We start from the raw sequence: 24,979 nt of genomic DNA, 5'->3' as shown, positions 1-24,979 counted from the left end.
CGGGGGTGCAAACTCCCGGTGTTGGCTTTGTGTAAAATCACTTACCCATGACCGAACCAAACTCAAAAGCGCTGCGACGTCGTCAGCCCATCCCTCCCAAGGATGGTTTGGGGTTTGCCTTGCTGGCCCTGATCCTGGCGGTGGCCCTGTGGCTGGCAACGGCCTGGGTGATGTGGCTGGTAAAGCAGACCATGACGGCCAACGGCTTCCAGGCCTTCTGGGCCGATGCTTTACTGGTGCTGTTTACGTTGCTACCCGCTGGGCTTCTATGGCCGGCGGTGCGAGGCCTGGGTCAGGCGCGTCTGGCCCGGCAGGCTTTGCAGAGCGAAAACCTGATTGCAGCCAGGGTGCACAGCGCGGAAGCCCACACCTGGGCCTGGTTTACCCTGGGCTATGCCGGGGCGCTGGTCTTGTTTTTGCTGTTTGTGCTGTTCTTTATCGCCAACAATGTGGCGGTTGGGCGTACCTTTTTTCAGCTCGAGCTCATCCGCAACTCCTTTGGCCTCATTTTGCAGGCCTTCTGGGTAAATGTGGTCATTTTTCTGTTCGCCGGGGTTTTTTCCCTCATCTGGGGCCTGGTGGTGGCCATTGCCAAGCTGCTGCCTGGCAAACCGGCCCAGCCCATCCGTTTTATTGCGACCTTCTACACCGATGCTTTTTTGAGCCTGCCCTCCATCATTGTGATCTATCTGATCGGGTTTGGCCTGCCCCTCACCGGCATTGGCTTTTTCCGCAACCTGCCCCTGGAGGCCCTGGCGGTGCTGGCCCTGACCCTGACCTACGGGGCCTACATGGCCGAGGTCTACCGCGCGGGCCTCGAGAGCATTCACCCTAGCCAGTGGGCTGCGGCCCGCAGCCTGGGTTTGTCCTATGGGCAGACCCTGCGCTTCGTGGTGGTGCCCCAGGCGGTGCGGCGCATCATCCCGCCCCTGCTCAACAACTTTATCGGGATGCAGAAAGACACCGCCCTGGTGAACGTGGTGGGGGTGATTGACGCCTTCAACCAGGCCCGCATCATCGCCTCCAACGACTTCAACCTGTCGGCGGTGACCACCGTGGCGATTCTATTTATCCTGATTACCATCCCCCAGACCCGCCTGGTAGACCGGCTGGTCGAGCGCGACCGGGCCCGCTTCCGGCAGGGGTCGTAGCATGGGCCCAGGGAGAAGACCTATGAGCTTTTTGGAAATCCGCAACGTGCACAAGCGCTTTGGCGCCAATGAGGTGCTGCGCGGCATCAACCTGACGGTGGAGGAGCACCAGGTGGTCTGCTTGATTGGGCCTTCGGGCTGTGGCAAGTCCACGCTGCTGCGCTGCATCAATGGCCTCGAGGAAATCCAGGCGGGTGAGATTCGCCTGCACGGCGACCGCATCACCGGGCCGGGGGTAGACCTCAACGCCCTGCGCCGCGATGTGGGGATTGTCTTCCAGAGCTTTAACCTGTTTCCCCACATGACCGTGCTGCAAAACATCACCCTGGCCCCCATCCAGGTGCTGCGGATGCCCGAGGCTGAAGCCCAGGCCAAGGCCCTTTCCCTTTTGAAGCGGATTGGCCTCGAGCACAAGGCCAAGGCCTACCCCGACCAGCTCTCGGGCGGGCAGCAGCAGCGCGTAGCCATTGCGCGGGCGCTGGCCATGGAGCCCATGCTTTTGCTTCTGGATGAGATCACCTCGGCCCTCGACCCCGAGCTGGTCTCGGAAGTGCTCAACCTGCTGCGTGAGCTGGCCCGCGAGGGCATGACCATGATTCTGGCTACCCACGAGATGGGCTTTGCCAGGGAGGTGGCCAGCAAGGTCTGCTTTATGTACGGTGGGGTGGTGCATGAGGAAGGCCCCCCAGAGCAGATTTTTTCCAACCCCCAGCACGAGCGCACCCAGCAGTTTTTGTCCAGCATTATCGAGGCGGGGCGGCTGTAAAACAGCAAAAACCCAGGGAAACCTGGGTTTTTTTGGCTCCGCGAGCAGGGCTCGAACCTGCGACCACTCGATTAACAGTCGAGCGCTCTACCAACTGAGCTATCGCGGAACGAAGCGCTCTTGGCAGGTAAGAATATAACAGAGCATGGCCGACTTGGCAAGCGCTTTGCCAAACTTTTCGGGATTGAATAGAGTAGGAACTTGCTGAATAAGGCTTTTGGATTTAGGAGATGTAGCTATGGCAACCACACCGCTCGAGGGCCGCGTACCCCCCCATAACCTGGATGCCGAGGCCAGTGTGCTGGGCTCGGTGCTGCTGGACAGCGAGGTGCTAGACCGGCTCGAGGGCCTGCTGGCCGCTGATGCTTTTTACAAGGAAGCCCACCGCAAAATCTGGGAGGCCATGGTGGCGCTGCGGGCCCGGCGCGACCCGGTTGACCTGGTGACGCTCTCGGAGGAGCTGCGCCAGAACGGGGAGCTCGAGAACGTGGGAGGCCTCTCGTACCTGGTGGGCCTCTCGGAGCAGACCCCCACGGCGGCCTACGCCGACTACTACGGGCGCATTGTGGCCGAGAAGTGGACGCTGCGCAAGCTGATTGCCGCGGCGGGCGAGGCCATGAAGATGGCCTACGACGAGGAGGGGAGCCTCGAGGACATCCTCGATACTGCCGGGCGCAAGGTGCTCGAGGTCTCCACCCAGGGGGCCCGCTCTGAGTTCCAGAGCATGAAGGAGCTCGTACACGAGACCTTCGAACACATCCAGATGCTCTACGAGAACAAGGGCCAGGTAGACGGGGTCAAGAGCGGTTTCCGCGAACTCGACAGCATGATTGGGGGCCTGACTAGCGGCTCGCTCAACATCATTGCGGCCCGGCCCAGCATGGGCAAAACCAGCTTCGCCCTGACCATTGCGCAAAACGTGGCCTTGCGGGGCGAGGGCGCAGCGGTGGCCATCTTTTCGCTGGAGATGCCAGCGGTGCAGTTGGTTACCCGGATGCTCTGCTCCGAGGCCCGCATCGACATGAACCGCCTGCGGCAGGGCCAGCTTACCGACCGCGACTTCTCGCGCCTGGTGGACGTGGCGGGCCGCATCTCCGAGGCGGCCATCCTGATCGATGACACCTCCGACCTGACCCTGATGGAACTCCGGGCTCGAGCCCGTCGCCTGCACGCCCAGCACCGGCTGGGCCTGATCGTGATTGACTATCTGCAGCTCATGTCCGGCCCTGGGGGGGGCAAGAACGGCGGCGAGAACCGCCAGCAGGAGATTGCCCAGATCTCCCGCGGCCTCAAGGGCCTGGCCCGCGAGCTGGACGTGCCGGTGATCGCGCTTTCGCAGCTTTCGCGGGCGGTGGAGTCGCGTCCCAACAAGCGGCCCATGCTCTCCGACCTGAGGGAGTCAGGCTGCCTGACCGGCGATAGCCTGGTACAGATGGCGGATGGCTCGAGGCAGCCCATCCGCGGATTGGTTGGAAAAAGCGGTTTTGCAGTCCTGGCTTTAGACGAGGCCACACAAAAGCTGGTGCCTGCCAGGGTTAGCCGTGCCTTCTCGACGGGGGTGAAGCCGGTGTTTACCCTCACCACCCGGCTGGGGCGCAGCATTCGTGCCACGGCCAACCACAAGTTCCTCACTGCTCGAGGCTGGAAGCGGCTGGACGAACTGACCGTGGGGGATTACCTGGCCCTGCCAAGGCGGCTGGCTTCGCCCCAGCAACAGAGCCTCGGCGACGAGGAGTTGGCCCTGCTGGGCCACCTCATCGGCGATGGCTGTACCCTGCCCCGGCACAGCTTGCAGTACACCACACGCGACCCCGATCTGGCGCAAACTGTGGTTGATCTGGCCAGGGTGGTGTTTGGCGAATCCATCGCTCCCAAAATCAAGTCCGAGCGCGGATGGTTGCAGGTTTACCTCAGTGCGGCGCACCGGCTGGGCTGGGGCAAGCGCAACCCGGTGGCTGTGTGGCTCGAGGGTCTGGGGGTCTGGGGTTTACGTTCGCATGAAAAACGCATCCCCAGGCAGGTGTTTGCCCAGCCAGCCCCGGCGGTTGCCCGGTTTCTACGGCATCTGTGGTCTACCGATGGCTGTGTTGCCCTGCGCCAGGGCAAGGCCCCTTACCCTGCCGTGTACTACGCCAGTAGCAGCGAGGGCTTGGCGCAGGATGTGCAAACCCTGCTGCTGTATCTGGGTATCAACGCCAGGCTTAAGCGTGTACCGCAAAAAGGCAAGGGGCGGGATCAGTTCCACGTGGTGCTGAGCGGCCAGTCTGACCTGCTGCGTTTTGTGCGGGAGGTAGGGGCTGTGGGACGCTCAAAGCAAAGCGCGCTGGCCGTAGTGGAAGCCTATCTGACGGGCCGCCAGGAGAATACCAACCGCGATGTAATACCGCTCGAGCTGTGGCTTCAGCCAGCCAGAGCCAGCCTGGCCGTTATCGGCATGAGCCATCGCGAGCTGCACCGGGCTTTGGGGATGGCTTATTCCGGCGCGACCCTTTTCGGGCAGAACCTGAGCCGTGAACGCACCCGGCGCATGGCGGGCGCTTTGGGCTCGGAGGCGCTCGAGCGCCTGGCCGATAGCGATATTTACTGGGATACGGTGCGCTCCATCGAGGCCGCGGGCCAGGAGGAGGTTTTCGACCTTACGGTTCCCGGCCCACACAACTTCATAGCCAACAACATCATCGTGCACAACTCCATTGAGCAGGACGCCGACCTGGTGATGTTCATTTACCGCGACGAGTACTACAACCCCCACTCCGAAAAAGCTGGCATTGCCGAGATTATCGTGGGCAAGCAGCGCAACGGCCCCACCGGCACGGTGGAGCTACAGTTCCACGCCCAGCACGTGCGCTTCAACGACCTGGCCAAGGATGAGATTTGAACCGGCCTCGAGGCCGCCGCCGCTTAAACTGCAAAGGTGCGGTTGTTCTGGCTGATTTTGCTGCTGTTTGGGGGGGCTTTTGGGCTGATCCGCTATGTGCAAACCCGGCCCATCGAACGCCCGCCGGGGGTGCTGGTGGCCCGCGCACCCCTCCAGCAGCCGCTGGCACCCGCCGATGCGCCGCACCTGGAAAAGCCCGGTTACCGCTTTCAGCCAGTGGCCTCCTTTGAGCTCGAGGCCCGGGTGCTTTCCAAGCGCCTCTACCGCTACGATGCGGCCTCGGTCATTTCGCCGGTGGATCTGGCCCTGGGCTGGGGCCGCATGTCCGATACCGATGTGCTTCGGAAACTCAAAATCTGGCAGTCGGATCGCTTCTACTTCTACGCCTGGTTCCGCGAGCCCCCCATCCCGCTGGGCGAAATTGTTACAAACAGCGCCAACATGCACCTGATTCCCGCCAACCCCAACATTGAGCTGCGCTTAAAGCGGCTCAAACCCGGTCACCTGGTCTGGATCAAGGGGTACCTGGTTAACGTAACCGGCCCCAACGGCTTTTTCTGGCGCACCTCCACCGTTCGTACCGACACCGGCAACGGGGCCTGTGAGATCGTCTGGGTGGCGGATTTGATTGTGCGATAAAACCTCAATCATACACCATTTGCGGCGTGTGGATATGTTATTTACATAAGCCAAGGGCCGGTGTTATACTCCACGGATGGACAGGATTATCGTCCGCGGTGCCAAAGAGCACAACCTGAAGAACATTACCGTTGAACTGCCCCGGGGGCAGTTCATCGTTATTACGGGGGTCTCGGGCTCAGGCAAGAGCACCCTGGCCTTCGACACCATTTACGCCGAGGGGCAGCGGCGGTATGTGGAGTCTTTGTCGTCGTATGCGCGGCAGTTTCTGGGGGTGATGGAAAAGCCCGACGTGGAGAGCATCGAAGGGCTTTCACCGGCCATCTCCATCGACCAGAAAACCACCTCGCACAACCCGCGCTCCACAGTGGGCACCGTGACCGAGGTGCACGACTACCTGCGCCTGCTGTTTGCCCGCGTGGGCACGGCCTACTGCCCGCACTGCGGGCGGCCCATCGAGCGGCAGTCGGCCACGGAGATCACCGACCGGCTCTTCCGGCAGCCCGAGGGCACCCGGGCCATCCTGATGGCCCCTCTGGTGCGCGGGCGCAAAGGTGAGTACCGCAAGGAGTTCTTGCAGCTCCAGAAGGAGGGCTATGCCCGCGTGCGGGTGGACGGGGTGATCTACACCCTCGAGGAGGCCCTGGGCCTGAAGCTGGAGAAGTACGAGAAGCACGACATTGACCTGGTGGTAGACCGGGTGGTTTTGAAGCCGGAGGAGCGCGCGCGCATTGCCGAGTCGGTGGAGCTGGCGCTGTTGCGGGGGGAGGGTCTGATGCGGGTGCTCTACCCCGACAGCGGCGCCGAGGAGCTTTTTTCGGAGAAGTTTGCCTGCCCGGAGCATGGGAGTGTGCTCGAGGAGCTCGAGCCCCGCCTCTTCTCCTTCAACGCCCCCTACGGGGCCTGCCCGGACTGCTCGGGCCTGGGCTACAACCAGGTCTTCGACCCCGAGCTGATTGTGAACCCCGAGCTTTCGCTGGCCGAAGGGGCCATCATCCCCTGGAGCAAGGGTCGCGACAACGGCAAGGGCTACCTGTGGGACCGGCTGCGGGCCCTCTCGGAGCACCTGGGCTTCGACATGAAAACCCCTTTCAAGCAGCTCTCGCCGGAGGCCCAGCGGGCGGTGCTGTATGGCCTGCCCGAGCCCTTCGAGGTGGTCTTCCGCCGCAACGGGCGCGAGACCATGCGCTTTATGGTGAGCTACGAGGGGGTGATTCCCTGGCTGGAGAACCGCTACAACGAGACCGAGTCGGAAGGCTTGCGCGAGGCCCTGGAGGCCTACATGACCCTCAAGGCCTGCCCGGCCTGCGGGGGTACGCGCTACAAGCGCGAGGTGCTCTCGGTGCGGGTGGGGCGGTTCAACATCGCCGAGGTCTCCAACCTGCCGGTGCGCGAGGCCAAGCTGTTTTTCGAGGCGCTGGCCCAGAACCGGGTGGTGGAGGTGGGGGAGGCGCTCGAGGCCTACCGCATCCGCCTCGAGGGCCTGGCCGAGCCGACCGAGTACCGTAACCTGAACGAGTTCCAGATGCAGGTGGCCGCCCCCATCTGGCGCGAGATTCATAGCCGCCTGGGCTTTTTGGAGGATGTGGGCCTGGACTATCTGACCCTGGATCGCTCGGCCAACACCCTCTCGGGCGGGGAGGCCCAGCGCATCCGCCTGGCCACCCAGGTGGGCTCCGGCCTGACCGGGGTGCTCTACGTGCTGGACGAGCCTTCCATCGGTCTGCACCCCCGCGACAACCAGCGCTTGCTATCCACCCTCAAGAAGCTGCGCGACCTGGGCAACACCCTGTTGGTGGTGGAACACGACGAGGAGACCATGCGTGAGGCCGACTGGATTGTGGACATGGGGCCGGGGGCCGGGGTGCATGGGGGTGAGGTGGTGGCCCAGGGCCGGCTCGAGGACATCCTGGCCCACCCCGAGAGCCTGACCGGGGCTTACCTGCGGGGCAGCAAGCACATCGCGGTTCCCAAGGCCCGGCGCAAGGGCAACGGGAAGTGGCTGGTGGTCAAGGGGGCCCGCGAGCATAACCTAAAAGGCGTCAACCTGCGAATCCCCCTGGGTAAGTTTGTAGCCATCACCGGGCCCTCGGGCTCGGGTAAGTCCACGCTGGTGCACGACATCCTCTATGCGGCGCTGGCCCGCGACCTGATGCGGGCCAAGACCATTCCGGGGCGCTTTGAGGGCCTCGAGGGCCTCGAGCACCTCGACAAGGTGATCGAGATTGACCAGTCGCCCATCGGGCGCACCCCCCGCTCCAACCCGGCCACCTACACCGGCATCTTTGACGAGATCCGCGACTTGTTCGCCAAGACCCCCGAGGCCCGCAAGCGCGGCTACGAGGCCGGGCGCTTCAGCTTCAACGTTAAAGGTGGGCGGTGCGAGGCTTGTAGCGGCGACGGCACCAAGAAGATCGAGATGCTCTTTCTACCCGACCTGTACGTGCAGTGCGAGGTCTGCAAGGGCAAGCGCTACAACAAGGAGACCCTCGAGGTCAAACTCCGGGGCAAAAACATCGCCGATGTGCTGGATATGACGGTGGAGGAGGCCCTGGGCTTTTTTGAGAACATCCCCACCATCGCCCGCAAACTGCAGCTGATGGTGGATGTGGGCCTGGGCTACATGAAGCTGGGCCAGCCCTCGCCCACCCTCTCGGGCGGCGAGGCCCAGCGCATCAAGCTCTCCACCGAGCTGGGCCGCCGCTCCACCGGGCGCACCCTCTACATCCTGGACGAGCCCACCACCGGCTTGCACTTCGAGGACACCGCCAAGCTGCTCGCGGTGCTGCACCGCCTGGTAGACGGCGGCAATACCGTGGTGGTGATCGAGCACAACATGGATGTGGTCAAGACCGCCGACTGGGTGATTGACCTGGGGCCCGAGGGCGGCGCGCGGGGCGGCCAGATTGTGGCCGAAGGCACCCCGGAGGAGGTGGCCCAGGCCAACAGCCCCACCGGCGCCTTCCTGGCCCGCATCCCCGAGATCGCGCAGAAGGTGGGGGTGGCGGCCGACTAGACCAGCGGCCTGCTCAGACCGTAGGCCTCGAGCATCCTGAACATCAGCTCGCGGGCCTCTGCGTCGTCGGCGTAGTTGATGTTGTCGCTGGAGATCACCAGCACCGGTGAGAGGTTATAGGCCCCAATCCAGGCCTCGTAGAGGCGGTTGAGTGAGGCCAGGTAGGCGGGGGGGATGCGCTGCTCGTAGGCCCGCCCCCGCCGGGCGATGTGGGCTTGCAGGGTCTCGACCGAGGCCCGCACGTAGATGAGCAGGTCGGGCTTGCGCAGGGCCGGTGCAATGCCCTCGTAGAGGGCCAGGTAGGTCTGCCAGTCGCGCTCGGCCAGGTGGCCGGAGATCCGCAGGTTCTGGGCAAAAATAAAGGCGTCCTCGTAGATGGTGCGATCCTGCACCACGTGCTGGGCGGGGTTGATCTGCTCGAGGTGTTGCCGGAGCCGCTTGGCCAGAAAAAACACCTGGGACTGAAAGGCCCAGCGCCCCATGTCGGCGTAGAAGTCGGCTAAGTAGGGGTTTTCGTCCACGGTCTCGTAGACCGGCAAAAGCCCGTAGCGTTGGGCCAGCAGCCCGGTCAGGGTAGACTTGCCGGAGCCGATGTTGCCTGCAATTGCGATGTACATAGTGCTTGTGTCTTCGAGGCGATCCTAGGATGCGGACGGGGTGGCGGTTTTCTGGGCGAGCCGTTCCTGTACCTGCCGCACCACCCAGTCCTGGTCAGCCTCGAGCTCGGCAAAGTTGAGATCCTGGGTCTCGAGGGTCCAAAGCGCATGGGGGTAGGTGGCGAAGTGGTGCTCGTAGAACTCGTGGAGCCGGGCCAGGTACTCCGGTTCCATCTGCTTTTCGAAGACCCGCCCCCGGCGGCGGATGCGCTCCAGAATCACCGGCAGGGGTGCCCGCAGGTAGATGGTCAGATCGGGGGTGGGGATCTTGGGGGCCAGGCTGCGGTAGAGGTCGTTGTACAGATCCCACTCGGCCCCGGAGAGGTTCATGGCCGCGAAAATGGCATCCTTATCGAAGAGGTAGTCGGCCACCACCCCACCGGTAAACAGGCTGGGCTGGGCCAGGGGTAGCAGTTGCTTGTACCTTGAGAGCAGGAAGAAGACCTGCACCTTGAAGCCGTAGCGGACGGGGTCTTGATAGAAAAGCGGTAAAAAAGGGTTTTCTTCCACCACCTCGAGCAGGCTTTCGGCCCCCAGCCGCTCGGCCAGCAGCCGGGCCAGGGTGGTTTTGCCTACGCCAATGACCCCTTCAATCGCGATATACATCTGCCTTAGGCTAAGAGCTAAACTCCCAAAGCGGAAGTCTTGACAAACTGGGGCAAAAACCGTTTAGACCGCCGGAACAGGTGTGCGCCGGCGGGTGGTGGGGGGCAGGTTAGCGCCGGGCGATCATGGTCACGGCCACATCCAGCCGCCGCCCGTTGCGCCAGATGGTCAGGTTCACCCGGTCGCCGGGGCGGTAGCGGGCAATGGTCTGGGTGACCTCGCTGGCGTTGCGCATGGTGCGGCCATTAACGGCCAGGATGATGTCACCTAGGCTGACCAGTTTGCCGCGCTGGTCGCGCTGGGCCGGGCGCAGGCCGGCCCGGGCGGCGGGGCTGCCGGGCTGCACCTTTTCGATCATGGCTCCACGGGTGGAGAGCAGACCCACCCGCCCCAGCAGGATGGGGTCGAGCTCCCCTAGGTCGAGCAGGGTGGCCCCCAGGTTGCCGCGCTGCGGGACACCGAAGCGCTCGAGGTCGCTCACGCTCTGCCGCACCAGGTCGCCCGGAATGGCCACCCCCACCCCGCCCACGCCGCTCAGGTCGCCCAGGGTGGCGTTGGCCACCCCCACCACCCGGCCCTGCAAATCGAGCACCGGGCCACCGGAGTTGCCCTGCACGATTCGAGCATCGGTAAAGAGCAGGTCGCCAATTTCCGCGCCAATCTCGGGGTCGAGGTCGTTTTTCTCGGCCGAGGTGGGGCCAACGCCGGCCAGGATGCCATACGAGGCCAGGTTGCGCTGCCCGAAAGGACTTCCGATCACCACCAACCCCATGCCCACCGGTAGGTTCTGCGAACTGCCAAAGGAAAGCTGGGCCGGGGCGGTCACGCCCTGCACGGTCAGGATGGCGATATCAATGCCTTTATCCACTGCAAATACCTGGGCCGGGAACGAGCGCCCGTCGAACAACTCCACGCTGATATCGCGCAGATCCTGCACCACGTGGTAGTTGGTGATGATACGGCTGGGGGCGTAAAAAAAGCCGGAGCCGTTGGTGGGGCCTTCGTTGCCAGTCTGGGGGTCGCGCAAAATGCCGGAAATTTTGACCACCGCGGGCAAAGCCCGGCGGATGACTTCTACCCGGGCCACCTCCTCGGGGGTGGTGAGGCGGGGGGCCTGGGCCAGGGCCTGTGAGAGGGTAAGCAGAACCAATAGAATGACCATGCGCATCGTCAACAAACCTTCTCCATTCTCATATGCCGGTGTGGAGTTATCAATAGCTATCCCTGGCCAGTACAAAAAACGCTTTTGCCCAAGCAGGCGGAGGAAACCGTGCAAGAGAGGTTTTGGGGGAGCATTCAAGAAACCTTAATATGCCCCAGGGCCTGGAGCAATTCTGCCAGGCGCGGTGTCACGGCAGCAGCCTGAGGCCCAGCCGGGGCGGCTCGGTGGGGTAGAGGTTATCCAGCGCCACCACCACGATCCGCGCCCCGCCCCGCCTACCCGAAAGCTGGGTAGCCAGGGTGACGAACTCCTCGAGGGCGATCCCCCCCTTGGCCAGCTTTTCGGGCACCCAGCCCGCCTCGCTAAGCCGATTTTCGGCGCTCTGGCTAAGGGTATCGAGGCGCCGGCGCAGCTCGGCCTGGCTGGCCGGCAGAATCAGGTAGGTGGAGGCCAGGACATCGCCCTGAGAAAAGGCCTGTTCACGGGCCCGGTACTCGATCACCACCCGCACCCGCCCATCGGCGCCAATGCCCTGGATGCGGGCCAGTAACAGGCCTGGTTTGGGGCTGGTGGGGATGGGTTTGATCAGCACATCCACCCCCCGCAATCCAAGCAGGCGGATGCGGTTATCAACCCGTCGGGTGATCTCGCTCAGGGCGGGCTGTTCGTTGCCCGGCTCTACCGGTTCCTCGGTCAGGAGGCTCATGCGCAGGCTTTTATCCAGGCTAGCGGCAAGCATCTGATTGCGCTCACGCAGCAACTGGAGTTCGCGCTGGGCCTCGGCGAGGCTGCTTTTAAGTTCGCTGTTTTCGCGCTGGAGGGCCTCGAGCTGGTGGCTGTTATCACTGGCTGAGGCTTGAGGGCTTACCAGCACGGCGATATCCCCCTCGAGGTTGCGCTTGTCGGCCTCGAGCTGGCGCAGGCGGGCCTCGAGCTCTGCAGTGCGGGTCTGCAGGGCTTTCAAGCGGGTTCTGGCCTCGCGGCTTGCCCTTTCAAAGGCTTGTAGCTGCTGCTCGGCCTTGTGGGCCTGGGCCACCAGCGTCGCGCGGTCGGCCAGCAGTTGCGTTTTTTCCTTCTGGAGCTGCTCTTTCTCTTGCAACAGGCTGAGGCGAATCTGCTTGAGCTGCTCGAGGGCTTCGCGCTGAGCGGCGCTGGCGGCCTGGAGTTCTTCAACTTCCTGGCGCAGCTTTTCCCGCTCGACCAGGGCATCCTCGAGATCCTGGCGGGTTTGACGCTGGAGTTCGGCGTTTTGTGCAAGCTGCCGGGCCAGCAGGGTGTTGTTTTTCTCAAATTCGTCGCGCTCGAGCTTGAGCTGCTCGTACTGGCTAAAAATGCTGGCTGCGCGGTTTTCCAGTCGTTCCACTTCGGTGCGCAGGCGGTCGCGCTCCTGCCGCACCGCCTCGGCCTGCAGTATGGTTTCGCGGGCGTCCCGCACCAACAGGAAGAAGGTTCCAAAGGCCCCCAGGGCAATCAGCACCCCGGTTCCAATCGCCACCAGGGCGGCGGTGGTTCTGGGACGCAGGCCCAGAAAACGCCAGTGGCGCTTGCCCACCCGTTTGGCGACCAGATCGCCCACGTAGGCGACCAGACCGGCCACCAGCACCAGGAGGATGAGAATGGCCCAGAATGTCATAGGGAATGGATGGAGGCGGCGAAAAAGTCAAAGCTCGTACGCGTCGCCCAGGTAGTGGGTTCGCACCCCTGCGTCTCGAGCGAATTCCTCAGGTGAACCCTGGAAGGCCACCTGGCCGTCGTACATCAGGTAGATGCGGTCGGCAATAGCCAGGGTCTCCCGCACCGAGTGGTCGGTGATGAAGATGCCCACCCCGCGCCGTTCGCGCAGTTCGGAGATGAGCTTCTGGATGTCGTGGACGTTTTTAGGGTCTACGCCGGTGAAGGGTTCGTCCAGCAGGATGAAATCGGGGTTGGTGCAGAGGGCGCGGGCAATTTCCAGCCGCCGCCGCTCGCCGCCCGAAAGGGTGTAGGCGTACTTGTCGCGCAGGTGGCTAATGCCCAGCTCCTCCAGAAGCTCGGCCGCCCGCTGGGCTCGCTCGGTTTTGGAAAGGGGCTGAAACTCCAGCACCGCCAGCAGGTTCTCCAGGGCGGTCATGCGGCGAAAGGCCGAGGGCTCCTGGGGCAGGTAGCCCAGCCCCAGCCGGGCCCGCTTGTACATGGGCAGCCGGGAGACGTCCCGCCCACCCAGGCGGATCTGCCCCGCGTTGGGTTCGATGAATCCGACCAGCATGTAAAAAGTGGTGGTTTTGCCGGCCCCGTTGGGGCCAAATAGGGCCACAATCTCGCCGCGGGAGAGCTCGAGGCTCACCCCCCGCACCACCTCCCGCCTGCCGTAGCGCTTGACCAAACCGATGGCCTCGAGGCGGGTGGTGGAACCGGTGATAGGGCTGGGGTCTGTTTGCAATGCAGCTTCCATTTACCACTCTAGGGTAGCACCCCCCACTTAGGCGGCTGTGAGAGGTAACCTGGCGCGCCACCCACGCGCAGAGTTGGTATAAGCTATCGGTTATGGTTGTGACCCGTATTGCACCCAGTCCAACTGGCGACCCCCATGTGGGGACGGCCTACCAGGCCCTGTTCAACTACGTTTTCGCCAAACAGCACGGCGGCAAGTTTATTGTTCGCATCGAGGATACCGACCGCACCCGCTACAACCCCACCTCCGAGCGGCGCATCCTGGAGATGCTGGACTGGCTGGGGCTTTCCCCCGACGAGTCGCCCATCAAAGGCGGCCCCAACGGCCCTTATGTGCAGTCGCAGCGCCTGCACATCTACCGGCAGCACGTGCAGATACTGCTGGAAAAAGGGGCTGCTTATCGTGCTTTTGACACCCCAGAAGAGCTGGCCGCCGCCCGCGAGGCCGCGCAAAGAGCCGGCCACAAAGAGCAGGGCTACAACCGGCGCTACCGCGACTACCCGGTCGAGGAGGCCGAGCGCCGGGCCGCGGCGGGGGAGCCCCATGTGGTGCGGCTCAAGGTGCCCCTCGAGGGCAAGACCATCGTCCACGACTTACTACGCGGCCCCATCGAGTTCGATAACGCCGCCCTGGACGACAAGGTGATTCTGAAGGCCGATGGCTACCCTACCTACCACCTGGCCGCCATGGTAGACGACCACCTGATGGGCGTGACCCACGTGATCCGGGCCGAGGAGTGGATTACCAGCACCCCCTTTCACATCCTGATTTTGCGGGCTTTTGGCTGGGCCGAGCCGGTCTGGTGCCATACCCCCCTGTTGCGCAACCCCGATAAGTCCAAGCTTTCCAAGCGCAAAATGGACACCAGTGTAGACAGCTACCGGGCCCAGGGCTATTTACCCGAGGCTCTGCTCAACTACCTGGGCACCATGGCCTGGAGCATGCCCGACGGGCGGGAAATTTTCAGCCTGCAAGACATGATCGAGCACTTTAGCCTCGAGCGCATCAGCCTGGGCGGGCCGGTCTTCGACCTGAACAAGCTCAAATGGATGAACGGCAAGTACATTCGCGAGGTTCTGACCCTGGACGACCTGGCCGAGCGGGTCAAGCCCTTCCTCGAGCGGGCCGGGCTTGCCTACCCCTCCGAAACCTACCTCAAGCAGGTGCTCGAGGCCATGCGGGCCCGTTTCGAGACCCTGCAGGAGTTTGTGGACAAGTCCCTGTACTTTTTCTCCGAGGCCTACCCCATGCAGGAAAAAGCCCTGGCCAAGCTGCGCGAGGGGGCGGCTTTTCTACCCGAGCTTTACGAGCAGCTATCCAGGCTGCCGGATATGCTGCCAGATAGCACCGAGCCCCTGCTCAAGTCCTTTGCCGAGGCCAGGGGCGTCAAGGCCGCCGCGGTGATGCAGCCTTTGCGCGCGGCCCTTACGGGGAGCCTCGAGACCCCCGGTATGTTCGATATCCTGCAGCTGCTGGGCAAGGAACGGGTGCTGAAAAGGCTCGAGCGGGCCATCGAGCTGGTCAAAGCGTAGAGGGGACGGCTCCTATCAGCCGATGCGGCGCTGTAGGCCGGCGCTCTGTACGATGTTGGTGGCAATTTCCTCGATGGAGGCGCTGGTGGTGTCGAAGTACGGCACCCCCACCCGTCTGAATAGCTGCTCAGCCCGGCGTACCTCGTACTCGCACTGCTCGAGCGAGGCATACCGGCTGTTGGGCCTGCGCTGGGTGCGAATCTGGTGTAGCCGGCCTGGGGCAATGGTCAGGCCAAACACCTTATCTTTATAGGCCCTGACTGGCTCGGGCAGCGCGTCGCGCTCGAAGTCGCCCTCGGCCAGGGGGTAGTTGGCGGCCCGCAAGCCATACTGCAGGCCCAAAAACAAGCAGGTAGGGGTTTTGCCGGCCCGGCTGACCCCAATCAGAATCACGTCGGCCATCTGGTAATGCCGCTCACCGATGCCATCGTCGGTGGCCAGCACGAAGTCGACCGCATCGATGCGGGTGAAATAGCCGTTGTCGTTTATGCTGTGCAGCCGGCCCACCCGGCCGGTGGGGGGCTGGCCGAGCTCGCGCTCGAGCGCCCCAAGGTAGGTGCTAAAAAGGTCGAAGTGCAGGGCGGGCGCTGTTTTGAGCTGGTTATACAGCGCCCGATTGGCTAGGGTGGAGAACACGATGGGCCGTATCTGCTCGCGCTCAAATGTCGAATTGATCTCGTATACAAGGTTGTGTACCTCTTCTTCGGTGTCGGTGAAGGGCCGCGTTACATAACGAAACGAGACCGATTCGAACTGGGCCAGCAAACTCCTGGCCACCGATTCAGCCGTGAGGCCGGTATGGTCTGAGACGATAAAAACCGTTCGTTGCATGGTGTGCTCCCGCGAATCCTTCAGATAACAGTGTAGTTTATGTGTGTAGCATCTACTACACCGAAATCCGGGCTATACCTACACCGAAACGGCCTACTCCATTTCAACCCCCGCACAAACTACCATCGACTTCAACGGAGTGCGCGTATGACATACGTTCGTTGGTTCGAGACGCTGGGGATGAAAGACCTCGAGGTGGTAGGAGGAAAAAATGCCTCCATTGGCGAGATGATGGCCAATCTCTCACAGGCCGGGGTGCGGGTGCCGGGTGGGTTTGCCACCACCGCAGCGGCTTTCCGTGAGTTTTTGCATCATAATCACCTAGATCAACGCATTGCCGGGGCTCTGCAAGGCCTGGACGTTGACGACGTAGACGAGCTGGCTCGAGTGGGGGCGGAGATTCGCGGCTGGGTAGAGAACGCCGAGCTACCCAAGGCCCTAGAGGTCGCCATCGTAGACGCCTATATCCGCCTCGAGTCCGCCTCCAAGGGCGGGCTTTCTGTTGCGGTGCGCTCGAGCGCCACCGCCGAAGACCTGCCCGAGGCCAGCTTCGCCGGTCAACAGGAGACCTTTTTGAATGTGCGTGGGATAGATAGCGTGCTGCAGCACATCAAGAAAGTCTTTGCCTCACTGTACAACGACCGGGCCATCGCCTACCGCGTCCACCACGGGTTCGCCCACGAGGAGGTGGCCCTCTCGGCGGGCGTGCAACGCATGGTGCGCAGCGACCTGGGGGCCTCGGGGGTGGCCTTTACCCTGGATACCGAGTCAGGCTTTCGTGACGCCATCTTCATCACCTCAACCTATGGCCTGGGGGAGTTGCTGGTGCAGGGCGCGGTCAATCCCGACGAGTTTTATGTGTACAAGAAAGGCCTGGCCGAGGGGCGCAACACCATCCTGCAGCGCACCCTGGGCACCAAACTACAGAAGATGGTGTACGCCCCGGAGGGCCGGGGGGTGCAGGCTGTGGAGACTTCCGCAGAGGAGCGCCGCAGCTTCTCGCTGTCTGATACCGAGGTGCTAGAACTGGCCAAACAAGCCCTCCTGATCGAGCAGCACTATGGCCGGCCCATGGACATCGAGTGGGCCAAGGACGGGTTGGACGGGCAGATTTACATCCTGCAGGCCCGGCCCGAGACCGTGCAGAGCCGTTCGGGACGGGTGCTGGAACGCTTCGAGATGCTCGAGCGCGCACCGGTGCTGGTGACCGGACGGGCGGTGGGACAGCGCATCGGGGTGGGCCCGGTGCGCATCATCAACCACCCCCGCGAGATGAACCGGGTGCAGCCCGGCGATGTGCTGGTGGCCGATATGACCGACCCCGACTGGGAGCCGGTGATGAAAAAAGCCGCGGCCATCGTGACCAACCGGGGCGGGCGTACCTGCCACGCGGCCATCGTAGCCCGTGAACTGAACATCCCGGCGGTGGTGGGGACTGGCAACGCCACCGAGGTATTGCGCGATGGGGATACGGTGACGGTCTCCTGTGCCGAGGGGGATACCGGTCGGGTGTATGCCGGCAGTCCGCGCTTCGCGGTGAAGCGGGTTGAGCTGGACAACATGCCGCCCATCCCCACCAAGATCATGATGAACGTGGCCTCGCCCGAGCGGGCCTTCAGCTTTGCCAACCTGCCCAACGCTGGGGTGGGTCTGGCGCGGCTCGAGTTCATCATCAACAACACCATTGGCGTCCACCCCAAAGCCCTTTTGCAGCTCGAGCAGCAGCCCGAAGACCTCAAAGCCGAAATCATTCGGCGCAGCGCGGGCTACCAAAGCCCGGTGGACTTCTACCGCGAAAAGCTGGCCGAGGGCATCAGCATGATTGCGGCAGCTTTTGCGCCCAATCCAGTCATCGTGCGGATGTCGGACTTCAAATCCAACGAGTACGCCCATCTGCTGGGGGGCAGCCGCTATGAGCCCAAGGAAGAAAACCCCATGATTGGCTTCCGCGGGGCCTCGCGCTACCGCAGCCCGGAGTTCGCCGAGGCCTTTGCGCTGGAGTGCCGGGCCATCCGGGAGGTGCGCGAAGAGAAAGGGCTTACCAACGTCTGGGTGATGATACCCTTCGTGCGTACGGTAGGGGAGGCCAGGGCGGTTATCGAAATTCTGAAAGCCAATGGCCTCGAGCGCGGCCGGGAGGGCCTCAAGCTGATCATGATGTGCGAGGTGCCTTCCAACGCCATTCTGGCTGAGCAGTTCCTGGAGTTGTTCGATGGCTTCTCGATTGGCTCCAACGACCTGACCCAGCTCACCCTCGCGCTGGATCGCGACTCGGGGCTGGTGGCCGATCTGTTTAGCGAACAGGACGAGGCGGTGAAGTTCCTGCTCGAGCGGGCCATTGGCACCGCCAAGCGCATGGGCAAATACATCGGCATCTGCGGCCAGGGCCCCTCCGACCACCCCGAGTTTGCCCTGTGGCTCGTGCAGCAGGGCATTGAGAGCATCTCGCTTAACCCCGACAGCGTGCTGGAAACCTGGCTGTATCTGGCTGAGAAAAACCCAGTGGCGCTGCAGCCCTAACCAGCCGTAAATAAGGGTTCTCGCAGATAGGACAGGTTCTTTGTTTTTCCTGCGTAAATGTCCTTATATACCTCTTGCCAAGCGCCGCTTGCTTCCTCCGGTAGGAAGCGCAGCGCTGAGGTGGCTGTGAAGTGAGCATCTAACTCAAAAGCGATCCAGCGGCGGCCTAGCCCTTCGGCTACAAATCCGGTTGTATTCGAACCTGCAAAAATATCTAGTACTAAGTCGTTGGGTTTAGTTAGTAAGCGAATGAAAAACTCAGGTAACTGTGCAGGAAAGCGGGCTGGATGAGGTTTGAGTCCTAGAGCTTTACAGCGCCGTTGGTAGGGGTCGTTCGACCCGGAGTTGGGAATGGAGAGCAGATTGGAGGGTAGTGCACCGCCGTTATCTTTGGCGAAAGCGCGGCTTATTTGGTGCCCTGAGGGACGTTCCTTAGGCTGGTAATACTTTTCTGGATTGCGCAGGAGTTTCTTCATACGCTCACTATATGGCGTTAGAACCTGACTTAAATCAGCCTGAGGCCAGGGATTTTTGCTCAACCACCAGACTGTATTAACTGCATCTTTGGCACGAATTTTGCGTTTATTGACCCACTCGATAGGGCTTGGCAGTTTTGAAGGGTTATGCCAGTAGAAGTCTTGAGCCAGGAAATAACCTATATCATCACATAGGCGCACCAGTAGGCGGAAATTGTATAGGCTACGCACCGGCACACCTTGCTCGTAGGCACCCCCTAAGTCCAACACAAGGCTGCCTGAGGGATGTAATTTATCATAGGCTATGCGCATGAATTCCAATAACCAATCCACATACTCAACTTGTGGCTTATTCCCATAAACCTTAGGCCGCTGCAGGGCAAAAGGAGGGCTGGTTAGGAGCAGGTGTACGCTCTGGTCTTCAAGCTGAGGTAGAAGCTCGAGCGCATCGCCGCAATACATTGCGCCTAATCGAGTATGGTAGGCCGGTATAGAAGAGGTCAGCACGGTCAAAAGTATAGCAGATGTCACTCATAGTCTGTAGACGTTTAATCTACATTGTTATCAAACTTTTTGTGCCATGTCTACACTGCGCACTCTACTAGCGCAAAATCTCAGGACTTTGCGCTATCAGCGAGGACTCTCCCAAGAAGATTTAGCTGACCTAGCAGGTCTTCACCGTACCTATGTTAGCGAAGTTGAGCGAGGCAAGCGCAATCTGAGCTTGGATAATTTGGAACGTCTGGCTAATGCTCTCCAAGTTGAAGCAGCGAAGCTTGTCTCGCCTAACAGCTTTTCTACAACGGATATCGCAATTCTTGAGGCTCTGTTTCCCTATATTCGACGGTATCAGATACTTGCCAGCCGTTATGGAATTGCTGATATTTTTCAGGACAATGGGGGTAAGTTGCTGGAAATTCTCATACGTACAGGGCTCAAGATTGTGCCTGGGCGTGAAGGTAATGATGCAGTGGATGAGCAAGGTCAGGAGTACGAAATCAAGTCAGTAAATGTGGAACTTACCCGCAGTTTTTCGACACACCATCACCTGAACCCAAGCATTTTAGACAAATATCGGCGAGTTAGATGGATATTTGCCGTTTACCGTAACATAGAGCTACAAGAGATATATTGCCTAGAGCCCCAGCAGCTTGAGCGCTTTTTCAGTGATTGGGAGCGGAAGTGGCGGGCTCAAGGAGGCAAAGACATCAACAACCCAAAAATTCCACTGCGGTATGTTCAGCGGGAGGGTCGCCTCATTTATTCCCACTGATCTGACTTCACATAATGTGCATCGGATGAGGGTGTTTTTCAGGTACCACGAATTGTGATTACTCCGGTTTGGCCTCGCGGCTCATCAGGCGGATAAGCTCCTGCATGGGATCGGCTCCCTGGTAGACGACCCGGTACACAGCTTCGGTAATTGGTAGGTCGGCCCCGGTGGCCTGATCCCAGGCATGCAGGGCTTTGACCGTGTAGATGCCCTCTACCACGGTTTTCTGGGCCTCGAGCTGGGCCAGGCTCAGGCCTTTAACGATCTGCTCCCCGGCGGTGCGGTTGCGCGAATAAGGGCTGCTGGCGGTGGCAATCAGATCGCCCAGGCCTGAAAGACCCATGAAAGTGGCTTCTTGAGCCCCCTGGGCCACCCCAAACCGGATGATTTCGCGCAGCCCCCTGGTAATCAGGGCGGCTTTGGCGTTGTCGCCTAGCTTCAAACCATCCACCATGCCTGCAGCCAGCGCAATCACGTTTTTGAGCGCCCCACCCAGCTCCACCCCCACCCGGTCGGTTGAGGTGTAGACCCGGAAGCTCTTCCCCGAGAAGACCTGCTGCACCCGCTGGGCCAGCCCCGGTTCCTGGGCCGCCACCACCGCGGCAGCGGGCAAAAACTGGGCGATCTCCTCGGCCAGATTGGGCCCCGACAACACAGCCACCTGCGAAACCCCGGTCACCTCCTCGATGACCTGGCTCATACGCAGCAGGTGCTGGTCAGTAAACTGCAACCCCTTGATGACCGAAACATAGGCTCTGGCCCTGGGCAACTGGGCCAGGGTTTCCCGCAGGGCCTTGGAGGGGACGGCCACAACCGCGAATTGGGCTTTGTGTAAGGCTTCCTCGGGGTCGGCGGTTGGGTAAAGCCGTTCAGGGAAGGCCGCGCCGGGTAGGTACTCGCGGTTTTGCCGCTCGAGCCGCATCGCCTGGGCGTGCTCGGGTCGGCGGGCCCAGAGATAAACCGGAACCCCTTTGGACGAGGCCAGCAAAGCCAAGGCCGTGCCCCAAGCCCCGGCACCCAGCACGGCGATTGGGTGGGTGTGGTGGTTTTGCGGGTGTGATGCACCAGACGAGATGGACATAACACTGCGCCAATTCTGTATCTGTCCAATTGCTTTTAGGCCAGGTAGGGGGTGGGGCCCGTGATTGCTCTATGGGCGCATTAGAACCAGGATCGAGAAGGCCTCGTACCAGGCCCCTACCAGCAGGAAGAAGGCCCCCAGGTAAACCGTGAGGCCCAGGGCCCGCAGCCCAGCCCGGTAGCCCTCACCCCGCAGGGTTTTGAGCATCAACACCAGCCCACCAAAAGTGACCAGAATATAGGCCTGTAGCTCCACCACAATGGTGGGCAGGTGCAGCAGGTAGTTGACCGTGGGCAGGGCCACCGGGCTCAGGGCAAAGCCCAGTACAAAATAGCGCAACGCGTTGAATAACAGCGCCGGAATGCCCAGGAACAAGCCCGGTACGGCCGTGGTCAGCAGCAGGCCGTTGGTAAAGTTCCAGTAAAAGATCACGATGGCAAGACCCAAAACACCCCCAGCCAGGGCACTGCCGAGGCCGATCTGCTCGAGCGCCCCACCCACCAGCTCCTGCATCAGTCGCACCATCTGGGGGTTGGTATAGGCCACCAGCCCGCCCAGGGCAAACAGGCCATACAGGCCGATGTTGGTGCCCAGGTACAGCCCCCGGTACTGGCGTACCAGGGCCCAGCCTTCGGCCCACCAGCGGGCCAGGGCGCTGTTGCCGCGCAGGGCCGCCAACCAGCCCAGCGAGAGGGCTACGAACAGCACCCAGGCCAGGGGGCTTTTGAGCCAGCCCGGCAGCAGCCCGCCTTCAGGGGCAAACCCAATTCGGGTTACCACCCCTTCGCGGATGGTGACCCGCACCTCGCCGCCGCGCCCAGCCACGGTAGCGGGGAACTTAACGATGCTGCCGCTGGGAATGGGCTCCTCGATGGGTTCGTTGAGGTTTACCAATAGCTCTTGGGGGGCAGGAGGAAAGGCCAGGCTCCGCTCGAGCAACCGGATGGCCTCCTCGGCGGGTTTGCCCAGGGCTTGCGAGGGGTCTACCTGGTATTTGCCCGCCTGCCAGTCCTGCACGGCCTGACGGGCCAGCTCCAGATTGGACTGAGCCATAGCTAGCCCCAACAACAGCCCGGCTGCCAGCAGCCATCTGCCAATGGGGGGTGATACAAGAAAAGCAACGCGTCGCAGCATATGCCTTAGCCTACCAAGTCTGCCTAGACTTCCTGTAAAGGCTCACCCCGCTGGCACAGCGGGCAGGTTTCGGGGGCATAGGTGGGAAAGTCGAGCTGTACCAAGGAGCGGTAGGGCGCACTAAACTCGGCCCGGCCCGCGCTGCGGTCTACGATGGCCCCTACGGCCACACAGCGTGCGCCTTTGGCCTCGGCAGCCCGGATGGCCTGCTGTACCGAGCCCCCGGTGGTGACCACGTCCTCTACAGCCAGGAAGCGTTCACCGGGGTGGATGGTCAGCCCTTCGCGCACCCGCATACCCCCCTGGCCGTCCTTCTCGGCGAAAAGGGCCCGCACGCCCAGGGCCTTGGCGGTTACAAAGGCCAGAACGACGCCCCCCATGGCGGGGCCTATTACAAAGTCGAGCTCGAGGGTGTCGAAAAGCTCACCCATCGCCTGCCCCACCGCCTCGGCGTATAGGGGGTGCTGGAGCAGGGTGGTGGATTGAAGGAATTTGGGGGAGTGCCGGCCCGAACGTAACAGAAAGTGGCCTTCCAATAAAGCCCCGGTTTCTTTGTAAAGGTTAAGAACATCCACCGCTCCATGCTACCCGACTCGGCTTAGACTAGAACAGCATGAGCAAGAGCATCCCCAGAGCCAACCTATACCTGCCGGGCCAGGACGCGCCTGAACAGAGTCGCCGACTGGCCGAGATGCCCCTGCTGATCCTGGTGGGTCTGACCGGCGTGGGCAAAACCAGCCTGCTCGAGCACCTGGGTTACCCCACCCTGCCCGACCGAAGAGAGCTGGTTGACCGCTACGTGTTTCCTCTGTACGGCTATGCGGAAAAGCAGCTTGACCGCAGTGAACGCTTTGCCCTTACCCGGCGCTTTCGCCAGGAGCACCCCGGCGGGGTGGCGGAGATTCTGTTGGGCAGCCGTGCTTTGCCCGCCTGGCCCCTGTTGTTCGATGGCTTGCGTGGTGAAGCGGAGGTCAGCTTTGCCTTGAGCCACCTACCCCAAAGCCGCTTTGTGGTGCTGGAGGCCCGCGACCTGACCCGTCTTTCACGCCTCCTGACAAGGGGGGATGCCTTCGACCGGGTGCGGGTTGAGCGGGATGACCTGACCAACCTGCGTGAGCTGGCCCGGGGGGTGCTGAACGAGGATGAGCTGGAAGAGGCTTTGAGCTGGAACGTGCCTGTGTCAGAATTGACCGCCAAGCTCAAGATTGTGGTCGAGGAGCGCAAAAACTACAACCCAGACGGCGTTCGCCGGGCACTCCAGGGCTCGCCAAGGGCCCTGTTTCTGAACACCGAAACCCTTAGCCTGGCCGAAGAAGCAGCGGCCATCCGGGCCTTTGTGGAGCAGATCCATGCCTAGCATACGGCGAATACTTCCCCGTCCGTTTCGCCTGCCCTTGAGGGGGGCTTTGCGCTGGGGCCGGGCCTCGGAGCTGGCGGCTTTGGAGCACGTTTTGCTCGAGGTCGAGCTTTCCGACGGCTCGATAGGCCGCGCGGAGATTCCACCCCGGCCCACCATTTACGGCGAAACCCTGGGCACGGTACTGGCGGCGCTGGACTACCTGTCGCCGCGGCTGGTGGGCCTCGAGGTCGAGGATACCGAGGCCATCCAGCAGGTGTTGGGCAATTTCCCCAACAACCCCACCGCCAAAGCGGGGCTGGACATCGCGTTGTGGGAGGCCTGGGCTCATAGCGAGGGGCAGACCCTGTGGCAGGTCTTCGAGCCGCACCACCCCAGGGTGCGGGTCAGCTACATCCTGGGCATTGCCGACGAGGCTGAGATGCTGGCCGATGCCCACGCTGCCTACGCGGCTGGGGTTCGGGTGCTTAAGGTCAAGGTGGGGCGCGATTTGCAAGGCGATCTGCTGCGTATAGCGACCCTCAAGGAACGTTTCCCCGATGTGGCCCTGTACGCCGATGCCAACGAGACCCTCTCCCCTGAGGAGGCCCCGGCCTATCTGCAAAGGTGGGCCGAGGTCGGGCTTCTGTACGTGGAGGAACCCCTGCCCATTGCCGAGGTGCAGGCCCGTCAGCGCCTGCGCCGAGCGGCCATCCTGCCCCTGATCGCCGACGACTCGGCCTTCACGCCGCGCGATCTGTGGCGCGAGGTTCAGCTCGATACCTTCGATATCCTGAACCTCAAACCCGCCCGCACCGGCTACACCCAGACCCTGCAGATGCTGGCCCTGAACCGCGCCGAAGGTAAAAAGGCCATGGTGGGCTCACAGGCCCTTTCCAGCTTTGGGGCCTACCAGACCGCTCTGATGGCTTTTCAGGAAGGGGTGAGCGAGCCTTGTGAGCTGGCCTTCCACCTCAAGGCCGAAGGGGGTTTTTGTAGCTTTCCCCCGCTCAAGGAAGGCTGGTTATATTGGGAAGACCTGGCCCAGTGCCGCTTTGACCCGCAGGCTTTTGAGCGCTTTGCTCTGAACTCGCGACGGTGATGACGACCATTTTGCTTCCCGAACGGATCGTCCAGGCCCTGCGGCTGGTCTGCCCCATTTTGAACGATGCTGGCGTGGAGTGGGCAGTGAGCGGCAGCCTGGCCCTGGCCCTGCACGGCCTGCCAGTGGTGCCCAAGGATATAGACCTCCAGACCGACCGCCTGGGGGCCGAGCAGATAGCCCTGTTGCTGTCCGAGTACCTCACCCATCCGCCGGGCCTGCACCTGGGGGTGCGCCTGGTGCGCTCGTACCTGGCCCAGTTCAGAATTCAAGGCCTCGAGGTTGAGGTTATGGGCGGCCTGGAGTTCCAGAGCCCGGAGGGGCGCTGGAGCCCTGCCCCCGATTTCCGGCACCAGCGCACCGTGGTTGATTACCTGGGCCTTTAGCAT

21 protein-coding genes and 1 tRNA gene are annotated in these 24,979 nt (G+C 62.2%); 11 read left to right on the top strand and 11 right to left on the bottom strand.

The window, feature by feature from the left end; genetic code table 11:
• Positions 1-47: 47 nt before the first annotated feature.
• On the top strand, positions 48-1,151 hold the full coding sequence (locus MRUB_RS13025) for an amino acid ABC transporter permease (protein WP_013014837.1): 1,104 nt from the start codon (positions 48-50) through the stop codon (positions 1,149-1,151).
• Between the two features lie 22 nt (positions 1,152-1,173).
• Positions 1,174-1,917: an amino acid ABC transporter ATP-binding protein gene (locus MRUB_RS13020; RefSeq protein WP_013014836.1), complete on the top strand. Its 744-nt coding sequence runs from the start codon at positions 1,174-1,176 to the stop codon at positions 1,915-1,917.
• A 33-nt stretch (positions 1,918-1,950) separates the two neighbouring features.
• On the opposite strand, the gene MRUB_RS13015 is transcribed toward MRUB_RS13020, so the two are convergent.
• Positions 1,951-2,026 (bottom strand) — tRNA-Asn (locus MRUB_RS13015).
• Between the two features lie 129 nt (positions 2,027-2,155).
• On the opposite strand from MRUB_RS13015, the gene MRUB_RS13010 reads away from it, so the two are divergent.
• From MRUB_RS13010 to uvrA, 3 genes are all read left to right on the top strand, one after another.
• A complete protein-coding gene (locus MRUB_RS13010; RefSeq protein ID WP_013014835.1) occupies positions 2,156-4,795 on the top strand; it encodes a replicative DNA helicase in 2,640 nt (879 codons plus the stop codon).
• 36 nt (positions 4,796-4,831) lie between these two features.
• Complete coding sequence (locus MRUB_RS13005) at positions 4,832-5,434, top strand: hypothetical protein (RefSeq protein WP_013014834.1); 603 nt, start codon at positions 4,832-4,834, stop codon at positions 5,432-5,434.
• Positions 5,435-5,510: 76 nt separating this feature from the next.
• Positions 5,511-8,450: an excinuclease ABC subunit UvrA gene (gene uvrA / locus MRUB_RS13000; RefSeq protein ID WP_013014833.1), complete on the top strand. Its 2,940-nt coding sequence runs from the start codon at positions 5,511-5,513 to the stop codon at positions 8,448-8,450.
• On the opposite strand, the gene MRUB_RS12995 is transcribed toward uvrA, so the two are convergent.
• The 5 genes from MRUB_RS12995 to lptB all read right to left on the bottom strand — a co-directional run bounded on the left by MRUB_RS12995 (position 8,447) and on the right by lptB (position 13,305).
• Positions 8,447-9,067 carry a deoxynucleoside kinase gene (locus tag MRUB_RS12995; protein WP_013014832.1) on the bottom strand — a complete coding sequence of 207 codons (621 nt, stop codon included), beginning with the start codon at positions 9,065-9,067 and terminating at the stop codon, positions 8,447-8,449. The genes uvrA and MRUB_RS12995 overlap by 4 nt on opposite strands.
• A gap of 24 nt (positions 9,068-9,091) precedes the next feature.
• A complete protein-coding gene (locus MRUB_RS12990; protein ID WP_013014831.1) occupies positions 9,092-9,712 on the bottom strand; it encodes a deoxynucleoside kinase in 621 nt (206 codons plus the stop codon).
• A 109-nt stretch (positions 9,713-9,821) separates the two neighbouring features.
• The gene (locus MRUB_RS12985; protein ID WP_013014830.1) at positions 9,822-10,880 is read right to left on the bottom strand and encodes a S1C family serine protease; all 1,059 of its coding nucleotides are present in this window, start codon (positions 10,878-10,880) and stop codon (positions 9,822-9,824) included.
• 181 nt (positions 10,881-11,061) lie between these two features.
• A complete protein-coding gene (locus tag MRUB_RS12980; RefSeq protein WP_013014829.1) occupies positions 11,062-12,507 on the bottom strand; it encodes a DUF3084 domain-containing protein in 1,446 nt (481 codons plus the stop codon).
• A gap of 27 nt (positions 12,508-12,534) precedes the next feature.
• The gene (lptB, locus tag MRUB_RS12975) at positions 12,535-13,305 is read right to left on the bottom strand and encodes an LPS export ABC transporter ATP-binding protein (protein WP_013014828.1); all 771 of its coding nucleotides are present in this window, start codon (positions 13,303-13,305) and stop codon (positions 12,535-12,537) included.
• 92 nt (positions 13,306-13,397) lie between these two features.
• Between lptB and gltX the strand changes: the two genes are divergently transcribed.
• Positions 13,398-14,837, top strand: a complete 1,440-nt coding sequence (gltX, locus tag MRUB_RS12970) for a glutamate--tRNA ligase (protein ID WP_013014827.1) — start codon at positions 13,398-13,400, stop codon at positions 14,835-14,837.
• Positions 14,838-14,852: 15 nt separating this feature from the next.
• Here the strand turns inward: gltX and MRUB_RS12965 are convergent, their stop codons facing one another.
• Positions 14,853-15,668: a pyruvate, water dikinase regulatory protein gene (locus tag MRUB_RS12965; protein WP_013014826.1), complete on the bottom strand. Its 816-nt coding sequence runs from the start codon at positions 15,666-15,668 to the stop codon at positions 14,853-14,855.
• A gap of 147 nt (positions 15,669-15,815) precedes the next feature.
• Between MRUB_RS12965 and ppsA the strand changes: the two genes are divergently transcribed.
• Positions 15,816-18,188 carry a phosphoenolpyruvate synthase gene (gene ppsA / locus MRUB_RS12960; RefSeq protein WP_013014825.1) on the top strand — a complete coding sequence of 791 codons (2,373 nt, stop codon included), beginning with the start codon at positions 15,816-15,818 and terminating at the stop codon, positions 18,186-18,188.
• On the opposite strand, the gene MRUB_RS15640 is transcribed toward ppsA, so the two are convergent.
• Positions 18,185-19,171 (bottom strand): DNA-methyltransferase, encoded by a 987-nt coding sequence (locus MRUB_RS15640; protein WP_235438229.1) that lies wholly within the window; start codon positions 19,169-19,171, stop codon positions 18,185-18,187. The genes ppsA and MRUB_RS15640 overlap by 4 nt on opposite strands.
• Before the next feature lie 73 nt (positions 19,172-19,244).
• On the opposite strand from MRUB_RS15640, the gene MRUB_RS15635 reads away from it, so the two are divergent.
• Entirely contained in the window at positions 19,245-19,937 is a 693-nt protein-coding gene (locus tag MRUB_RS15635; RefSeq protein ID WP_013014823.1) for a helix-turn-helix domain-containing protein, read from the top strand.
• Between the two features lie 58 nt (positions 19,938-19,995).
• On the opposite strand, the gene MRUB_RS12950 is transcribed toward MRUB_RS15635, so the two are convergent.
• From MRUB_RS12950 to pyrE, 3 genes are all read right to left on the bottom strand, one after another.
• Positions 19,996-21,018 (bottom strand): NAD(P)H-dependent glycerol-3-phosphate dehydrogenase, encoded by a 1,023-nt coding sequence (locus MRUB_RS12950; RefSeq protein ID WP_013014822.1) that lies wholly within the window; start codon positions 21,016-21,018, stop codon positions 19,996-19,998.
• Positions 21,019-21,087: 69 nt separating this feature from the next.
• Positions 21,088-22,152: a stage II sporulation protein M gene (locus tag MRUB_RS12945; protein ID WP_013014821.1), complete on the bottom strand. Its 1,065-nt coding sequence runs from the start codon at positions 22,150-22,152 to the stop codon at positions 21,088-21,090.
• Positions 22,153-22,175: 23 nt separating this feature from the next.
• Positions 22,176-22,727: an orotate phosphoribosyltransferase gene (gene pyrE, locus MRUB_RS12940; protein WP_013014820.1), complete on the bottom strand. Its 552-nt coding sequence runs from the start codon at positions 22,725-22,727 to the stop codon at positions 22,176-22,178.
• Positions 22,728-22,765: 38 nt separating this feature from the next.
• Here pyrE and MRUB_RS12935 point away from each other — a divergent pair, with 38 nt between their 5' ends.
• The 3 genes from MRUB_RS12935 to MRUB_RS12925 are packed head-to-tail and all read left to right on the top strand — an operon-like array spanning position 22,766 to position 24,976.
• On the top strand, positions 22,766-23,509 hold the full coding sequence (locus MRUB_RS12935; RefSeq protein WP_013014819.1) for a DEAD/DEAH box helicase family protein: 744 nt from the start codon (positions 22,766-22,768) through the stop codon (positions 23,507-23,509).
• Entirely contained in the window at positions 23,502-24,590 is a 1,089-nt protein-coding gene (locus MRUB_RS12930; protein ID WP_013014818.1) for an enolase C-terminal domain-like protein, read from the top strand. The genes MRUB_RS12935 and MRUB_RS12930 overlap by 8 nt, the downstream gene beginning before the upstream one ends.
• A complete protein-coding gene (locus tag MRUB_RS12925; RefSeq protein ID WP_013014817.1) occupies positions 24,590-24,976 on the top strand; it encodes a nucleotidyltransferase domain-containing protein in 387 nt (128 codons plus the stop codon). Before MRUB_RS12930 ends, MRUB_RS12925 begins: the two co-directional genes overlap by 1 nt.
• Positions 24,977-24,979 lie beyond the last annotated feature (3 nt).

Source organism: Meiothermus ruber DSM 1279, assembly GCF_000024425.1.
GTDB lineage: Bacteria > Deinococcota > Deinococci > Deinococcales > Thermaceae > Meiothermus > Meiothermus ruber.
This window is presented reverse-complemented; position numbering and strand designations above follow the sequence as displayed.

Bases quoted from the DNA above. Each gene is read 5' to 3' on its own strand.
- ppsA (WP_013014825.1), top strand. From the start codon at position 15,816: ATGACATACGTTCGTTGGTTCGAGACGCTGGGGATGAAAGACCTCGAG.
- MRUB_RS12995 (WP_013014832.1), bottom strand. From the start codon at position 9,067: ATGTACATCGCAATTGCAGGCAACATCGGCTCCGGCAAGTCTACCCTG.
- gltX (WP_013014827.1), top strand. From the start codon at position 13,398: ATGGTTGTGACCCGTATTGCACCCAGTCCAACTGGCGACCCCCATGTG.
- MRUB_RS12945 (WP_013014821.1), bottom strand. From the start codon at position 22,152: ATGCTGCGACGCGTTGCTTTTCTTGTATCACCCCCCATTGGCAGATGG.
- MRUB_RS12950 (WP_013014822.1), bottom strand. From the start codon at position 21,018: ATGTCCATCTCGTCTGGTGCATCACACCCGCAAAACCACCACACCCAC.
- MRUB_RS12980 (WP_013014829.1), bottom strand. From the start codon at position 12,507: ATGACATTCTGGGCCATTCTCATCCTCCTGGTGCTGGTGGCCGGTCTG.
- MRUB_RS12985 (WP_013014830.1), bottom strand. From the start codon at position 10,880: ATGCGCATGGTCATTCTATTGGTTCTGCTTACCCTCTCACAGGCCCTG.
- MRUB_RS12965 (WP_013014826.1), bottom strand. From the start codon at position 15,668: ATGCAACGAACGGTTTTTATCGTCTCAGACCATACCGGCCTCACGGCT.
- MRUB_RS15635 (WP_013014823.1), top strand. From the start codon at position 19,245: ATGTCTACACTGCGCACTCTACTAGCGCAAAATCTCAGGACTTTGCGC.
- MRUB_RS12930 (WP_013014818.1), top strand. From the start codon at position 23,502: ATGCCTAGCATACGGCGAATACTTCCCCGTCCGTTTCGCCTGCCCTTG.
- MRUB_RS13010 (WP_013014835.1), top strand. From the start codon at position 2,156: ATGGCAACCACACCGCTCGAGGGCCGCGTACCCCCCCATAACCTGGAT.
- MRUB_RS12990 (WP_013014831.1), bottom strand. From the start codon at position 9,712: ATGTATATCGCGATTGAAGGGGTCATTGGCGTAGGCAAAACCACCCTG.
- lptB (WP_013014828.1), bottom strand. From the start codon at position 13,305: ATGGAAGCTGCATTGCAAACAGACCCCAGCCCTATCACCGGTTCCACC.
- MRUB_RS13025 (WP_013014837.1), top strand. From the start codon at position 48: ATGACCGAACCAAACTCAAAAGCGCTGCGACGTCGTCAGCCCATCCCT.
- MRUB_RS12925 (WP_013014817.1), top strand. From the start codon at position 24,590: ATGACGACCATTTTGCTTCCCGAACGGATCGTCCAGGCCCTGCGGCTG.
- MRUB_RS13020 (WP_013014836.1), top strand. From the start codon at position 1,174: ATGAGCTTTTTGGAAATCCGCAACGTGCACAAGCGCTTTGGCGCCAAT.
- uvrA (WP_013014833.1), top strand. From the start codon at position 5,511: ATGGACAGGATTATCGTCCGCGGTGCCAAAGAGCACAACCTGAAGAAC.
- MRUB_RS12935 (WP_013014819.1), top strand. From the start codon at position 22,766: ATGAGCAAGAGCATCCCCAGAGCCAACCTATACCTGCCGGGCCAGGAC.